This is a genomic window from Methylobacterium sp. Leaf106, assembly GCF_001422895.1.
GTDB lineage: Bacteria > Pseudomonadota > Alphaproteobacteria > Rhizobiales > Beijerinckiaceae > Methylobacterium > Methylobacterium bullatum.
The window spans coordinates 736,304-750,621 of sequence record NZ_LMNB01000023.1; the positions used below are offsets into that span (position 1 = coordinate 736,304).

Below are 14,318 nucleotides of genomic sequence, written 5' to 3' on the forward strand. Positions count from 1 at the left end.
GGGCGCCATGCTGATCAAGCGCAAGACCGGCGGCCCGGGCCGCACCTTCCATCCGGCCGTGGCCATCGGCGACACGCCAAGGGCCATCGACCGTCGCGCCTTCCTGCGCAATTCCGGCCTCGTCGCCGGAGGGCTCGCGGCCGCCGGCTCGATCCAACTCGGCTCCGTACGTAAGGCGCAGGCGGCGGGGTCGTCCGCGATCGGTCCCGACGTGACGATCAAGAAGAACATCTGCACCCACTGCTCGGTGGGCTGCACAGTGACGGCCGAGGTCGTGAACGGCGTTTGGGTCGGCCAGGAGCCGTCCTTCAGTAGCCCAATTAACCGGGGTACGCATTGCGCCAAGGGCGCTGCGATCCGCGAACTCGTCTCCAGCGACCGCCGCCTGAAATACCCGATGAAGATGGTCGACGGGCAATGGACCCGCATCTCATGGGACCAGGCGATCGACGAGATCGGCGACAAGATTACCGGCCTCCGCGATAAGTACGGCCCGGATTCCGTATACTGGCTCGGCTCGGCCAAGTTCACCAACGAGGCGGCCTACATCTTCCGCAAGTTCGGCGCCTTCTGGGGCACCAACTCGGTCGATCATCAGGCGCGCATCTGTCATTCCACCACGGTGGCCGGCGTCGCCAACACCTGGGGCTACGGCGCACAGACCAATTCCTACAACGACATCCGGAATGCCAAGACCATGATCATTCTCGGCGGCAACCCTGCCGAGGCGCATCCGGTCTCCCTCCAGCATCTGCTCTCCGGCAAGGAGATCAACCGCGCGAACATGATCGTCATCGATCCGCGCTTCACGCGGACGGCGGCCCACGCGACGGAATATGTCCGAATCCGCTCCGGCACCGATATCCCGGTGGTCTGGGGCATTCTCTGGCACATCTTCCAGAATGGCTGGGAGGACAAGGAGTTCATCAGCCAGCGCGTCTACGCCATGGACGACGTCCGCAAGGAAGTCGCCAAGTGGAACCCGGAGGAGGTCGAGCGCGTCTCGGGCGTGCCCGGCGAGCAATTGCGGCGCGTGGCCGAGACCTTCGCCAAGGAGAAGCCCGCGACCCTGATCTGGTGCATGGGGGCGACGCAGCACACCGTGGGCACCGCCAACGTTCGCGCGCTCTGCATCCTGTGTCTGGCAACCGGCAATGTCGGCAAGCCGGGCACGGGCGCCAACATCTTCCGCGGCCATACCAACGTGCAGGGGGCCACAGATATGGGCCTCGATGTAACGTCGTTGCCGCTCTATTACGGCCTCGTCGAAGGGGCCTGGAAGCATTGGGCTCGCGTCTGGGACGTGGAGTACGACTGGCTGCAGTCGCGCTTCGACGAGGTGCCGGCCAAGGCCGGCCGCAAGGCCCGCACGCGCAAGGAGAGCATGGAATCGCCAGGCATCACCTCGACGCGGTGGTTCGATGGCGTGAACCTTCCAGAGGAGCAGGTCGACCAGCGCACGGGCATCAAGGCGATGATGGTGTTCGGGCATGGCGGCAACACCGTCACCCGGCTGCCCGAGGCGGTGAAGGGGCTGACCAAGCTCGACCTGCTCGTGGTCGCCGACCCGCACCCCACCACCTTCGCCGCTCTCGATGCGCGGCGCGACAACACCTATCTCCTGCCAATCTGCACCTCCCTGGAGATGGACGGCAGCCGCACGGCCTCGAACCGTTCGCTGCAATGGGGTGAGCAGATCGTGAAGCCGGCCTTCGAGTCGAAGAACGATTACGAGGTGGTCTACCGCCTCGCCGCCAAGCTCGGCCTTGCCGACAAGATGTTTAAGAACATCAAGGTCGTGAACAGTGTCCCCGAGGCCGAGGACATCCTGCGGGAAATCAACCGCGGCGGCTGGTCAACGGGCTATTGCGGCCAGAGCCCGGAGCGCCTGAAGGCGCATATGCGCAACCAGGCGAAGTTCGATCTGGTGACGCTGCGGGCGCCAAAGGACGACCCTGAAGTAGGCGGCGATTACTATGGCCTGCCCTGGCCATGCTGGGGCAAGCCCGAGCTCAAGCACCCGGGAACGCACATCCTTTACAACACCAACCTCCACATCAAGGAGGGCGGCGGCACGTTCCGGGCGCGGTTCGGCACCGAGCGCAACGGCGTAACCCTGCTCGCCGAGGATTCCTTCGCCAAGGGTTCGGAACTGACCGACGGCTACCCCGAATTCACCATGGCGGTTTTCAAGAAGCTGGGCTGGGACAAGGACCTCACGGCCGACGAAATGGCGAGCATCACCAAGACCGGTGGGGCCAACATCGATGCGGTGAGCTGGGCGACCGACCTGTCGGGCGGCATCCAGCGCGTCTGCCTCGACCGTGGCGTCACGCCCTACGGCAACGGCAAGGCCCGGGCGAATGCCTGGAACCTGCCCGACCCGGTTCCGGTGCACCGCGAGCCGATCTACACGCCGCGTCCCGACCTAGTGGCGAAATACCCGACGCGCCCCGACGAGCGTCAGTTGCGCATGCCCAACATCGGCTTCTCGGTGCAGAAGGCGGCGGTGGATCGCGGCATCGCCAAGGATTTCCCGATCATCCTCACGTCCGGCCGTCTCGTGGAATACGAGGGCGGCGGCGAGGAAACGCGGTCGAACCCGTGGCTTGCCGAGCTGCAGCAGGACATGTTTGTCGAGATCAACACCGGTGACGCCACCGACCGGGGCATCAAGGACGGTCAGTTCGTCTGGGTCTCCGGCCCTGAGAACAATGCAAAGGCCAAGGTGAAGGCGCTGGTGACGGACCGGGTCGGCAAGGGCGTCGCGTTCATGCCGTTCCACTTCTCAGGCTGGTACCAGGGCGACGACATGCGGAAATTCTATCCGCACGGCACCGACCCCGTCGTACTGGGCGAGAGCTCCAACAATACGACCACCTACGGCTTCGATCCTGTGACGGGCATGCAGGAGACGAAGTGCACCCTGTGTCAGATCCGGGCCGTTTGAGGAACAATCGCCATGGCTCGCATGAAATTCCTCTGCGACGCGGACCGCTGCATCGAGTGCAACGCCTGCGTCACCGCCTGCAAGAACGAACACGAGGTGCCGTGGGGCATCAACCGCCGGCGCGTTGTCACGCTCAATGACGGCAAGCCTGGCGAGCGCTCGGTTTCCATGGCCTGCATGCACTGCACCGATGCTCCCTGCGCGGCGGTGTGCCCGGTGAACTGCTTCTACACCACGGTCGACGCGGTAGTGTTGCATTCCAAGGACATCTGCATCGGCTGCGGCTACTGCTTCTACGCCTGTCCCTTCGGCGCGCCGCAATATCCGAAGGTCGGCAATTTCGGCTCGCGCGGCAAGATGGACAAGTGCACCTACTGCGCGGGTGGCCCCGAATCTGATTTCTCCACCATCGAATACGAGAAATACGGTTCGAACCGTCTCGCCGAAGGCAAGCTGCCGCTCTGCGCCGAGATGTGCTCCACCAAGGCGTTGCTGGCGGGCGACGGTGAGATGATCGCTCAGATCTACAAGCAGCGCGTCATCAAGCGTGGCTACGGCTCCGGCGCCTGGGGCTGGAAGACCGCCTATCGCGAAACCGTCGCCATCTAGGCGGCGGACTGGACTGCCGGGGCCGAGACTTCAGGAAGGAAACGCCGATGCGGCGGACACTGACGACTTTCAGGACGCTGGTCGCAGCGACCATCCTCACGGCGGCTGTCGGGGCCTCGTCGACCTCCTTCGCGCAGCAGACGCGCGACGGACTGAACCCGACCGGGCAGAACCCGACAGCGGAATCCGTCAACGAGGAGTTCCTGTTCAAGCAGGACCCGAAGATCACCGGCCGCATCAGCATCCCGGATGGCAAGGCGGCGCATCTGATTCAGCCCGCCGGCCGCGACTATCGCGATTTCCGGGAACGTTGGCTGCCCTGGCTCAGTGCGCTGGCCGTCCTCGGCGCCGTCGCGCTTCTCGGCCTGTTCTACTTCTTTCGGGGTCGTATCTTGATGGAGCGCGGGCCCGATACCGGCCGCAAGATCCTGCGCTTCAACGGGTTCGAGCGCTTCGCGCATTGGATGACGTCGAGCTGCTTCATCATCCTGGCCCTGTCCGGTCTCAACTACATCTTCGGCAAGCGCCTACTAATGCCGCTCATAGGCGCGGACGCGTTCGGTGTCGTGGCGCAATACGCGAAGTTCAGCCATATCTACCTGGCTTGGCCATTCATGATCGGCGTCGCCCTGATGCTGGTGCTCTGGCTGAAGGACAACATCCCGAACAAGATCGATATCGACTGGATCAAGGCCTTCGGCGGTTTCGTCGGCGACAAGCATCCCAGCGCCGGCCGCTTCAACGCAGGCCAGAAGATGGTGTTCTGGATGGTGATCGGCTTCGGCTCGGCCATGAGCGTCACCGGCCTGATGATGATCTTCCCCTTCGCCCTCACCGACATCACCGGAATGCAGCTGATGCAGGTGATTCACGCTCTCATCGGCATCGCGTTCATCGCCGGCATCCTTGCCCATATCTACATCGGTACCCTCGGCATGGAGGGTGCTTACGACGCCATGGGCAGTGGCAAGGTCGATCTCGGCTGGGCCAAAGTCCACCATGATCTCTGGGTCGAGGAAGAACAGGCCAAGACCGCGAGCGGCCCGCAGCTCGGGCGCCATCAGGTGCCTGCCGAGTAACCTATTGAACCTATACAGGCGTTCGGCGAACGGAGCCGGCATGTCGAGGATCGGACAACGTCCATGAAAGCCTTCATCATCGCTCTCGTCGTCGCCGTCGCCCTCGGCACGCTGGCCGCCATGCTCCTCAACCAGCAGCAGCGCTTCGCGTATCAGGCTTTCTCGACTTCCGGCGCGCGGGTCTCCGACCCGGCGGGCCACAGCAACCTCGTCGGACCGAACTGGAACGGGATCACGCCCGATCCGGAGAAGCCTTCGAAATCCTGAACCTTACGTCGCCGATCCACTCAACGGATTGCCCTCGTCCCAGCCATAGCCGAGCGTCTCGAACCGCATGGATCGGGCATCGACCATGAGCAACCGACCAACCAGCGGCTCGCCGAAATCCGCCACCGCGCGGATCACCTCCATCGCCATCAGAGATCCCATCACCCCGGCAAGGGCACCCAGCACGCCGGCTTCCGCACAGGCGGGTACGCTGCCGGGCGGTGGTGGGTTCGGAAACAAGCAGCGATAGGTCGGATTGGGGCGGCCGTCCGACCTAGTCTCATGGGCACGGATCGTCGTCAGTGTGCCATCGAATTGCCCCAGGGCGGCCGTGACGAGAGGACGCCTCGCGTGGAAACAGGCATCGGAGACGGCGTAGCGGGTCGCGAAATTGTCCGACCCGTCGGCGACGACGTCGTACTCGCGAATGAGGTCGACGGCATTGTCCCGGTCGATCCGCATGTGATGCGGTTCGATCCGCACATACGGGTTGAGACGCGCCACGGCGTCGGTTGCGCTGTCGATTTTCGTGCGGCCGATATCGGGGGTGCCGTGGATCACCTGCCGCTGCAGGTTCGAGAGCGAGACCGTGTCGTCGTCGGCGATGCCGATCGTGCCGATGCCGGCCGCTGCCAGATACTGGATCAGTGGCGCGCCGAGCCCGCCGGCGCCGATGACGAGCACCCGCGCCGCCTGCAAACGCGCTTGTCCCGGTCCTCCGACCTCGCGCAGGACGAGGTGGCGGGCGTAGCGTTCGACTTCGTCGCTGGAGAAGGCCATCCCGGTGAGATAACCCCTGCGGCGAGGCGCTGAAAGGCCATCGGGACGGTATTTGCGTCTCGGTACCGTGCCGCTTATTCGCGACAGCGGAATGTCCCATCTCGACGAGACGATGCCCGTGTCCTCTCCCGTTATCGCCGATCACTCGCCGCTGGCCCTCGCCCAGGCCCTCATCCGCTGCCCGTCGGTGACGCCGGAGGAGGGCGGTGCCCTGCAATGGCTCGGCCACGTCTTGGAGGAGGCGGGTTTCACCGTCGAGCGCCCGCGCTTCTCGGAACCGGGAACGCCCGACATCGACAATCTCTACGCGCGGATCGGGACAGGCAGCCCCTATCTCCTTTTCGCGGGCCATACCGACGTCGTCCCGCCCGGTGCCGTTGATGCGTGGCGCCACGGGCCGTTCGACGGCGCGGTATCGGACGGCATGCTCTACGGCCGCGGCGCGGTCGACATGAAGGGCGGCATCGCCTGCATGCTCTCGGCAGCGCTCGCTTTCGTCGCCGAGCGGGGAGGGGCGTTCAACGGCTCCATCGGGTTCCTCATCACCGGCGACGAGGAGGGGCCAGCCATCAACGGCACGGTGAAGCTCCTCGAATGGGCGAAGGCGCGGGGCGAGCGTTTCGATCATTGCCTTCTCGGCGAGCCCACCAACCCGGCGCACCTCGGCGAGATGATCAAGATCGGTCGGCGCGGGTCTCTCACCGGCAAGCTCGTCGTCCATGGCCGCCAGGGCCACGTGGCCTATCCCCACAAGGCCGAAAACCCCATCCCCGGCCTGCTGCGTCTCGCCTCTGCCCTTCTCGCCGAGCCCCTCGATGGCGGCACCGCGCATTTCGATGCGTCGAACCTCGAATTCACCACCGTCGATGTGGGCAATCCAGCCACCAACGTCATCCCGGCCGATGCCCGCGCCACGTTCAACATTCGCTTCAACGAGGGTTGGACGGCGGAAACCCTGGGTGCCGAGATCCAACGGCGGCTGGAGGCGGCCGCCGGCAACACCGTCCGGTTCACCCTGGACCTTCAGCCTTCGAACTCGCCAGCCTTCCTCACCGCGCCGGACGCGTTCACGGACCTCGTGGTCGAAGCCATCGAGACCGAGACCGGGCTGCGGCCGGTCCTGTCCACCACCGGAGGCACGTCGGATGCCCGTTTCATCAAGGATGCCTGCCCGGTCATCGAGTTCGGCCTCGTGGGCGAGACCATGCACCAGACCGACGAATGCGTAGCTATCGCCGATCTCGATCGGCTGACCGCGATCTACAGGCGGGTGGTGTCGGCTTACTTTTCGGGGCGTTCGCCGTCAGGCCCGTAATCCACCCCCACGAAGGTCAGTCCCTTGGCGGGCGCCATGGGGCCGCAGCGGGCGCGGTCACGGCTCGCCAGGATGTCGGCGACCTCGGCGATGCCGAAACGGCCGCAGCCGGCCATCATCAGCGTTCCGACCATGGCGCGGACCTGATGGTGCAGGAACGAGCGCGCCGAGGTCGAGATCACGATCTCCTCGAACAGGCCCATCGTCACCGTAGCTACGTCGAGCTGTTCGAGGGTGCGGATCGGGCTGTTCGCCTGACATTCGGCGGCACGAAAGGCGGTGAAGTCGTGGCGACCGAGGAGACCTTGCGCGGCCCTGTGCATCACCTCGGCATCGAGTGGCCACGGCACGTGCCAGACATGGTCGCGCGTCATGGCGGGGGGGCTGCGCCGGTTGAAGATACGATAGCGGTAATGCCGGCGGATCGCGGACTGCCGCGCATCGAAACCCGCTCCGACCCGCTCGGCGCTGACGATGGCGACCGGAAGCGGTCGGAGATGGGCGTTCAGGGCGTCGCGCACCGTATCCGTGCGCCATTCCTTGCTCAGGTCGAGATGAGCGACTTGATGGATGGCGTGAACGCCGGCATCCGTCCGACCGGCGCAGGTCAGGCGCAGATCCTCCCCCGTGAAGCGTTTCACGGCATCCTCGATGGCGCCCTGAACGGTGACGTCTTCGGCCTGCCGCTGCCATCCGCAGAATGGAGCGCCGTCATACTCGATAACGAGTTTGTAGCGGGGCATCAGCGACGGCCCCCGGTCTCTGAGTTCACGGGAAGCGCGTTCCCGGCGCGAGATGCGCACCACGCACGAAGTCCGCACCCGTGACGATGCCGCCCTTGCCGGCCCGGCGCAACTCGGTGAGCTGTACCGCGTCCTTAGCGCAGGCAATGACTCCGGCTGCATCGAGCAGAGTGCCGGGCGCGCTCTGTCCCTCCGTTGGCATAGCGCGCAGTACCTTTACGCGTTCCGGCCCCTTGCCGAGATCGGCCTCGAAGAAGGCGCCGGGGAAGGGCGAGAGCCCGTTGATGTGGTTCGCCACCTCGCGCGCCGGCTTGGACCAGTCGATGCGCGCCTCCTCGTTGGTGATCTTGCGCGCGTAGACGAGCCCCTCTTCGGACTGGCGCGTGAGGGGGAGGGGCTCGTGTTCCAGTTGGCTGAGGGCTCGGCTCATGAGCGCCGCGCCAATGGGCATCAGCGCATCGTGCAGGTCTCCCGCGCTCATACCGGGGGCGATGGCGACCCGCTCTTCCAGGGCTACGGGGCCGGTGTCGAGGCCCGCCTCCATGCGCATGATGCCCACGCCACTCTCCGTATCCCCCGCCATGATAGCGCGCTGGATCGGTGCAGCCCCACGCCAGCGTGGCAGCAGGGAGGCGTGAAGGTTCAGGCACCCGTGGCGCGGCACGTCGAGGATCGCCTGCGGCAGCAGCATCCCATAGGCGACCACGACGGCGACATCGCATCCGTGTGACCGGAAGAGCGTGAGCGCGTCCGGCGATTTCAGGGTGGCGGGGGTGTGAACCGGCAGGCCGAGCCCGTCCGCCAGCGCATGGACGGGGGACGGTCGTAACGCCATGCCTCGCCCGGACCTTGCCGGCGCGCGGGTATAGACTGCGGCGATATCGTGACCGTCTTCCGCCAGGCGCGCCAGGGTCGCCACGGCGAAATCGGGCGTCCCCATGAAGACGAGCTTCATCGCGCGCGCTCTCTGCTGAAGGATGGGATCAGACGTCCTCGCCGCGCTTGGCCGCCTTAACGAACTTCTTGATGACGCGGTCGCGCTTCAGCTTCGACAGGTGATCGATGAAGAGCACGCCGTCGAGATGATCGATCTCGTGCTGGATGCAGGTGGCAAGGAGCCCGTCCGCCTCGATCTCGCGGGATTCCCCCGAAAGGTCGCGAAAGCGCACGCGCACGCGGTCGGGCCGTTCCACTTCCCCGTAATATTCGGGGATCGACAGGCAGCCCTCGTCGTAGACGCGCTTCTCCTCCGAAGCCCAGACGATCTCCGGGTCGATGAAGATCTGCGGCTGCCGCGCGTTCTCGTCCTTAGAGGTGTCAATCGTGACGACACGCTTGGTCACGCCGACCTGGATGGCGGCGAGGCCGACGCCCGGGGCATCGTACATCGTCTCCAGCATGTCGGCGGCGAGGGTGCGGATCTCGTCGTCGATGGCACCGACGGGGGTCGACACCTGACGCAGGCGCACGTCTGGCAGGATGACGAGGGGGCGGATGGTCATGACTCGGCCGGATCTGTCGATGAGAAGCGCCCGGCTCCCCGTCTCCCGGGTCTGCCGTGCCGGACCCGCAGATAAGGTTTGGCGGATGGCCGGTCAAATCGACCGGGGGTAGCGATGCTGTTCAGAACGCCGTCCGGCTTCGTATGGCTGCCGAGAGTGTTCCCTCGTCGAGATAGTCGAGCTCACCCCCCACCGGCACGCCATGGGCGAGGCGGGTCACTTTCAGCCCGTGATGCGCCAGGGATTCGGTGACGTAATGCGCGGTGGTCTGGCCATCGACCGTGGCGTTCAGAGCCAGAATGATCTCCCGGACATCGCCATTCCCAGCCCGGTCCACCAGGCTCGCGAGATTGAGATGCTCCGGCCGGACGCCATCGAGGGCGGAGAGCACGCCGCCGAGAACGTGATAGCGCGCCGTCACCGCGCCCGAACGCTCCAGGGCCCAGAGATCGGACACATCCTCGACCACGACCAGGATGGAGGGATCGCGCGATGCGTCGCGGCAGATGGTGCATGGGTCGCTCGTATCGACGTTGCCGCATTCCTGGCACACGACGATGCGCTCGGAAGCAACTTTCATCGCGTCCGCCAGCGGAGCGAGCAGAGTGTCACGCTTTTTAATGAGATGAAGCGCCGCGCGCCGGGCCGAGCGCGGGCCGAGCCCCGGCATGCGGGCGAGGAGCTGGATGAGGCGTTCGATTTCGGGGCCGGCAACGGCTTGGGCCATACGGGTTCCGTCAGACGGCCGAGGCCGTACTCGTTGAATGGATTCGGATCTGATTGCTTTGTAGTCGGGATTTGACGCGGCCGCATGCGTTGCGACGCCGCTCCGGATCCTCCTTTGTTTCTCTGACAGATCCCTTCGTTCGTCGTTGAAACGAATGCCGGCTCAATTGACCGGTGCCCTTCGCGGACTAAGCAGGTCAGATCGATAGAGTGGCGAACCTGCGCGCGGCGGACCTGAACGACCGCGCGGACACTCCATCGGACAGTCCGGAAGACGAATGGGAGCTTCCGGCCAAGCCAGACCTCAAAGCGATCAGGTGTTCGAGGAGTAGCGGACGTGACATATTTCGGCGACTTCAACGCCAGCCATGGACCCGAGAAAATCGGCCTGCGCAATCTCAAGGCGGTTCATTGGAACCTCGAAGCCCCACGCCTTTATGAGGAATCCCTGAGCCGGGGTGAATCGCAGCTCGCCCATGGCGGCGCCCTGGTGGCGACGACGGGGAGCCATACCGGACGTTCGCCCAAGGACAAGTTCATCGTCCGCGACGCCGGCACCGAGGACGAGATCTGGTGGGAGAACAACGGTGCGATCACTTCCGAGCAGTTCGAGACTCTGTACCAAGATTTCCTCAGCCATGCCGAAGGGCGCGAACTCTTCGCCCAGGACCTCTATGGCGGCGCCGATCCCTCCCATCGTGTCCAGGCGCGGGTTTTCACCGAACTCGCCTGGCACTCGCTCTTCATTCGCAACCTGCTGATCCGGCCCGAGCGTTCGGCCCTTGCGGATTACGTCCCCGGTCTGACGATTATCGATCTTCCGAGCTTCCAGGCCGAACCGCACCGTCACGGCTGCCGCTCGAAGACCGTCATCGCCATCGACTTCACCCGGAAGATCGTCCTCATCGGCGGTAGCGCCTATGCCGGCGAGATGAAGAAGTCGGTCTTCACCTATCTGAACTACGTTCTGCCCGGCGCAGGCGTGATGCCGATGCATTGCTCGGCCAATGCGGCGCTCGACGCCGAAGGCGACTCTGCTCTGTTCTTCGGCCTATCCGGAACCGGGAAGACCACCCTGTCCAACGATTCCTCCCGGCAGTTGCTCGGCGATGACGAGCATGGCTGGAGCAAAGACGGCATCTTCAACTTCGAGGGCGGCTGCTACGCAAAAACCATCCGTCTCTCGCGCAATGCCGAGCCGGAGATCTACGCCACCACCGAACGCTTCGGCACGGTGATGGAGAACGTGGTGATCGACCCGCTGTCGCGGCGCCCCGATTTCGACGATGCGTCGCTCACCGAGAACACCCGCTGCGCCTACCCGCTCGACTTCATCGCCAATGCCAGCGCGACGGGCCGGGCCGCGCACCCGAAGAACATCGTTATGCTCACCTGCGATGCCTTCGGGGTGATGCCGCCCATCGCCAAGCTGACGGGCGCTGAGGCGATGTACCATTTCCTCTCCGGTTACACCGCCAAGGTCGCCGGCACGGAGCGCGGCCTGACCGCGCCGGAAGCGACGTTTTCGACCTGCTTCGGTGCACCGTTCATGCCGCGCCATCCGAGCGTCTACGGCAACCTGCTGCGCGACCTCATCGCCCATCACGACGTCGATTGCTGGCTCGTGAACACTGGCTGGACCGGAGGCGGCGTAGGCACCGGACGTCGCATGCCGATCCGGGTGACACGGCGACTGCTTGCTGCCGCCTTGGATGGATCGCTGTCGAAGGCGGAGTTCCGCCGCGATCCGTATTTCGGCTTCGCCGTCCCGGCTTTCGTTCCGGGAGTCGAGCCGCATATCCTTCAGCCGGTGAAGACCTGGGTCAACAAAGTCGCTTTCGCCGACACGGCGACACGATTGGTGACGATGTTCAAGGACAACTTCAAGCGCTTCGAAGACCACGTTGATGCAGACGTGCGTGCCGCCGAGCCCGTGCAGGTCATCGCCGCCTGACGGCAGATCATCGCCCGATCCCGGCTCGCGTCGGGATCGGGACCTTTCGCAGCCGAAGGAAGCTTCAGAAAAGCTTCATACCGGGCGGGATCGGTAGCCCCTTGGTCAACTCGGCCATGCGCTCGGCCGCAACGCCTTCGGCCTTGCCGCGCGCATCGTTGACTGCGGCCACAATCAAATCTTCGAGGATTTCGCGCTCGTCGGGAATCAACAGGCTCGGGTCGATAGTGACGCCCTTGACGAGCCCTTTCGCCGTCATCGTCACCGTAACGGCCCCGCCGCCGGAGGCGCCCTTCACCTCGACAAGGTCGAGCTCATTTTGAAGGCTCGCCATCTTCTCCTGCATGGCCTGGGCCTGCTTCATGATTCCCATGAGGTCGCGCATGGCGTGAGATGTCCGAAAGAGTTGCGGGGAACGTGATCTGGGGTGGCGCCTGAAGGAACGCTACGCTTCGTCGTCCGGTTCGTCGCCGACTGAGATTTCCGGACCGGCGAGGTCGACGCTTTCGGCGATCTCGACGGGAGGGGCCTTGTCCCGAACATCGACGATCTGAGCGCCCGGAAAGCGTGCCAGAACCTCCCGCACCAGGGGGTGGGCTGCGGCATTCTCATGGCGTGATTCGAGAGCGGCGCGGGCCTTGTAGGCGAGGGTCGGCTCGCCCACCTCCTTCGAGAGGGCGACGATCCAGCGCTGCCCCGTCCAGGCGTCCAGGGACCGGGCGAGATCGTTGGCGAGACTCTGGCGACCGCCGTCGGCGAGACGGAATTCGATCCGGCCCTCCTCGAAACGGACGAGATGGACCTCCCGTTCGAGGGCCATCTTGAGGCCGATATCGCGTCGCTCGTCGGCCATCGCCACGACATCCTCGAACCGAGCAAGACGCGGCCCGGCCGAAACGGCGGGAACTTGCGGAACTGGTGACGGTACGAGGGCCGCCCGCAAGCCGCCGCTAGCGGCCAGGGTCAGAGCCGGTCGTGGCGGCGGCTCCACCGATGCCGGGGGCGAGGGCTGGGGCGGAGGGGGGGCGCTGATGGGAGCGGGCGGGGAGGCGGAGGGTGCCGCTTGCGTCTGAGGCGATGCCAGAGCCTCGGTCCTCAGTTGCCTCAGCGCCTCGTCCGGCGTCGGGAGATCGGCGGCATAGGCGAGGCGTACGAGCGCCATCTCTGTGGCGGCCAGCGGTCTTGCAGCGACTTGTACCTCGGGGATGGCCTTCAGAAGTATCTGCCACGCCCGTGACAGGGCGCGCACCGAGAGCTTGGCCGCGAATGCGCCGCCCCGGCCGCGCTCGTCGGCGCTGAGCGTTGGGTCCGCGGCGGCGGCCTCGGGCACAAGCTTCAGACGAGTGACGAGATGTGTGAAGCTCGCGAGATCCGACAGGATCACCGCCGGGTCGGCACCGGCCTCGTACTGGCCACGCACTTCCGCGAAGCTCGCCGGAACGTCGCCGCGCATCACCGCCTCGAAGAGGTCGACGATCCGCCCCCTGTCGGCGAGGCCGAGCATGTCGCGCACGTTCGCCCCGGTCACGAGACCAGCCCCATGGGCAATGGCCTGATCGAGGAGAGAGAGAGCATCGCGCACGGAGCCTTCGGCGGCGCGGGTGATCGCCGCCAGGGCTTCCGGCTCTGCCTCGACATTCTCGGCCGCACAGATCCGGGCGAGATGCGCGACCATGGTGTCGGCCTCGACCCGGCGCAGATCGAAGCGCTGGCAGCGTGACAGGATCGTCACCGGGACCTTGCGGATCTCGGTGGTGGCGAAGACGAACTTGGCGTGGGGCGGCGGCTCTTCCAGGGTCTTCAGGAAGGCGTTGAACGCCTTCTCCGAGAGCATATGCACCTCGTCGACGATGTAGACCTTGTAGCGGGCCGAGACCGGCGAGTAACGAATGCCGTCGATGATGCCGCGCACGTCGTCGATGCCGGTATGCGAGGCGGCATCCATCTCCAGCACGTCCATGTGCCGGGATTCCATGATCGCCTGACAATGCCGGCCGAGCTCCGGCATGGCGATGGTAGGGCCGGTATCGGGATGGCCGTCGCGGACATAGTTGAGGCCCCGTGCGAGAATGCGGGCCGTCGTCGTCTTCCCGACGCCGCGTACGCCGGTGAGCATCCACGCCTGTGGAATGCGGTTGGCCGCGAACGCATTGGCCAATGTGCGCACCATGGCGCCCTGGCCGATCAGGTCGTCGAAATTCTGCGGGCGGTACTTGCGGGCGAGCACCCGATAGGGCGTCACCGCCGGCACGGGCTCGGGCAAGCCCGGCAGGCCAGGAAGATCGCTCGGTGTGCCGGAAGTCGCGTCCATGCCGCCTTGCGTGGTTCGAACGGCCCCGGGTCGGGGGAATGCCGCCACGCGGGGCCTCGGACAGGTCGATCGGTGAGGATCG

Annotated in this window: 13 protein-coding genes; 6 read left to right on the forward strand and 7 right to left on the reverse strand. The window is 65.4% G+C overall.

Translation table 11 applies throughout. The features are described 5' to 3' along the window. The first annotated feature begins 7 nt into the window (after nt 1–7). The 4 genes from ASF34_RS15145 to ASF34_RS15160 all read left to right on the forward strand — a co-directional run bounded on the left by ASF34_RS15145 (nt 8) and on the right by ASF34_RS15160 (nt 4,905). The gene (locus ASF34_RS15145) at nt 8–2,950 is read left to right on the forward strand and encodes a formate dehydrogenase subunit alpha (RefSeq protein ID WP_056161957.1); all 2,943 of its coding nucleotides are present in this window, start codon (nt 8–10) and stop codon (nt 2,948–2,950) included. A gap of 12 nt (nt 2,951–2,962) precedes the next feature. After that, nucleotides 2,963–3,559 (forward strand): formate dehydrogenase FDH3 subunit beta, encoded by a 597-nt coding sequence (fdh3B, locus tag ASF34_RS15150; protein ID WP_056161958.1) that lies wholly within the window; start codon nt 2,963–2,965, stop codon nt 3,557–3,559. Nucleotides 3,560–3,606: 47 nt separating this feature from the next. After that, nucleotides 3,607–4,638 carry a formate dehydrogenase subunit gamma gene (locus ASF34_RS15155; protein WP_056161960.1) on the forward strand — a complete coding sequence of 344 codons (1,032 nt, stop codon included), beginning with the start codon at nt 3,607–3,609 and terminating at the stop codon, nt 4,636–4,638. A 63-nt stretch (nt 4,639–4,701) separates the two neighbouring features. Next, entirely contained in the window at nt 4,702–4,905 is a 204-nt protein-coding gene (locus ASF34_RS15160) for a hypothetical protein (RefSeq protein WP_056161962.1), read from the forward strand. 3 nt (nt 4,906–4,908) lie between these two features. Here ASF34_RS15160 and ASF34_RS15165 read toward each other — a convergent pair whose 3' ends face one another. Continuing rightward, nucleotides 4,909–5,685 carry a HesA/MoeB/ThiF family protein gene (locus ASF34_RS15165; protein ID WP_056161964.1) on the reverse strand — a complete coding sequence of 259 codons (777 nt, stop codon included), beginning with the start codon at nt 5,683–5,685 and terminating at the stop codon, nt 4,909–4,911. A gap of 112 nt (nt 5,686–5,797) precedes the next feature. Between ASF34_RS15165 and dapE the strand changes: the two genes are divergently transcribed. Continuing rightward, nucleotides 5,798–7,000 (forward strand): succinyl-diaminopimelate desuccinylase, encoded by a 1,203-nt coding sequence (dapE, locus tag ASF34_RS15170; protein ID WP_056162137.1) that lies wholly within the window; start codon nt 5,798–5,800, stop codon nt 6,998–7,000. Here the strand turns inward: dapE and truA are convergent. From truA to recR, 4 genes are all read right to left on the reverse strand, one after another. After that, nucleotides 6,967–7,743, reverse strand: coding sequence for a tRNA pseudouridine(38-40) synthase TruA (truA, locus tag ASF34_RS15175; protein ID WP_056161966.1), 777 nt, complete (start codon nt 7,741–7,743; stop codon nt 6,967–6,969). The two genes, dapE and truA, sit on opposite strands and share 34 nt — an antisense overlap. Before the next feature lie 25 nt (nt 7,744–7,768). Further along, nucleotides 7,769–8,698 (reverse strand): methionyl-tRNA formyltransferase, encoded by a 930-nt coding sequence (gene fmt / locus ASF34_RS15180; protein WP_056161968.1) that lies wholly within the window; start codon nt 8,696–8,698, stop codon nt 7,769–7,771. A 28-nt stretch (nt 8,699–8,726) separates the two neighbouring features. Next, entirely contained in the window at nt 8,727–9,245 is a 519-nt protein-coding gene (locus ASF34_RS15185; RefSeq protein ID WP_056161971.1) for a peptide deformylase, read from the reverse strand. A 121-nt stretch (nt 9,246–9,366) separates the two neighbouring features. After that, complete coding sequence (gene recR / locus ASF34_RS15190; RefSeq protein ID WP_018044792.1) at nt 9,367–9,972, reverse strand: recombination mediator RecR; 606 nt, start codon at nt 9,970–9,972, stop codon at nt 9,367–9,369. A 336-nt stretch (nt 9,973–10,308) separates the two neighbouring features. Here recR and ASF34_RS15195 point away from each other — a divergent pair, with 336 nt between their 5' ends. Beyond that, nucleotides 10,309–11,925: a phosphoenolpyruvate carboxykinase gene (locus ASF34_RS15195; protein ID WP_056161973.1), complete on the forward strand. Its 1,617-nt coding sequence runs from the start codon at nt 10,309–10,311 to the stop codon at nt 11,923–11,925. Between the two features lie 64 nt (nt 11,926–11,989). Here the strand turns inward: ASF34_RS15195 and ASF34_RS15200 are convergent, their stop codons facing one another. After that, nucleotides 11,990–12,310: a YbaB/EbfC family nucleoid-associated protein gene (locus ASF34_RS15200; protein ID WP_056161975.1), complete on the reverse strand. Its 321-nt coding sequence runs from the start codon at nt 12,308–12,310 to the stop codon at nt 11,990–11,992. Between the two features lie 60 nt (nt 12,311–12,370). Then, entirely contained in the window at nt 12,371–14,236 is a 1,866-nt protein-coding gene (locus ASF34_RS15205; RefSeq protein ID WP_056161976.1) for a DNA polymerase III subunit gamma/tau, read from the reverse strand. Nucleotides 14,237–14,318 lie beyond the last annotated feature (82 nt).

Coding starts and splice junctions, on each gene's coding strand:
- ASF34_RS15165 (WP_056161964.1), bottom strand. CDS start 5,685: ATGGCCTTCTCCAGCGACGAAGTCGAACGCTACGCCCGCCACCTCGTC.
- ASF34_RS15185 (WP_056161971.1), bottom strand. CDS start 9,245: ATGACCATCCGCCCCCTCGTCATCCTGCCAGACGTGCGCCTGCGTCAG.
- ASF34_RS15200 (WP_056161975.1), bottom strand. CDS start 12,310: ATGCGCGACCTCATGGGAATCATGAAGCAGGCCCAGGCCATGCAGGAG.
- fdh3B (WP_056161958.1), top strand. CDS start 2,963: ATGGCTCGCATGAAATTCCTCTGCGACGCGGACCGCTGCATCGAGTGC.
- fmt (WP_056161968.1), bottom strand. CDS start 8,698: ATGAAGCTCGTCTTCATGGGGACGCCCGATTTCGCCGTGGCGACCCTG.
- ASF34_RS15155 (WP_056161960.1), top strand. CDS start 3,607: ATGCGGCGGACACTGACGACTTTCAGGACGCTGGTCGCAGCGACCATC.
- dapE (WP_056162137.1), top strand. CDS start 5,798: ATGCCCGTGTCCTCTCCCGTTATCGCCGATCACTCGCCGCTGGCCCTC.
- ASF34_RS15160 (WP_056161962.1), top strand. CDS start 4,702: ATGAAAGCCTTCATCATCGCTCTCGTCGTCGCCGTCGCCCTCGGCACG.
- recR (WP_018044792.1), bottom strand. CDS start 9,972: ATGGCCCAAGCCGTTGCCGGCCCCGAAATCGAACGCCTCATCCAGCTC.
- ASF34_RS15205 (WP_056161976.1), bottom strand. CDS start 14,236: ATGGACGCGACTTCCGGCACACCGAGCGATCTTCCTGGCCTGCCGGGC.
- truA (WP_056161966.1), bottom strand. CDS start 7,743: ATGCCCCGCTACAAACTCGTTATCGAGTATGACGGCGCTCCATTCTGC.
- ASF34_RS15145 (WP_056161957.1), top strand. CDS start 8: ATGCTGATCAAGCGCAAGACCGGCGGCCCGGGCCGCACCTTCCATCCG.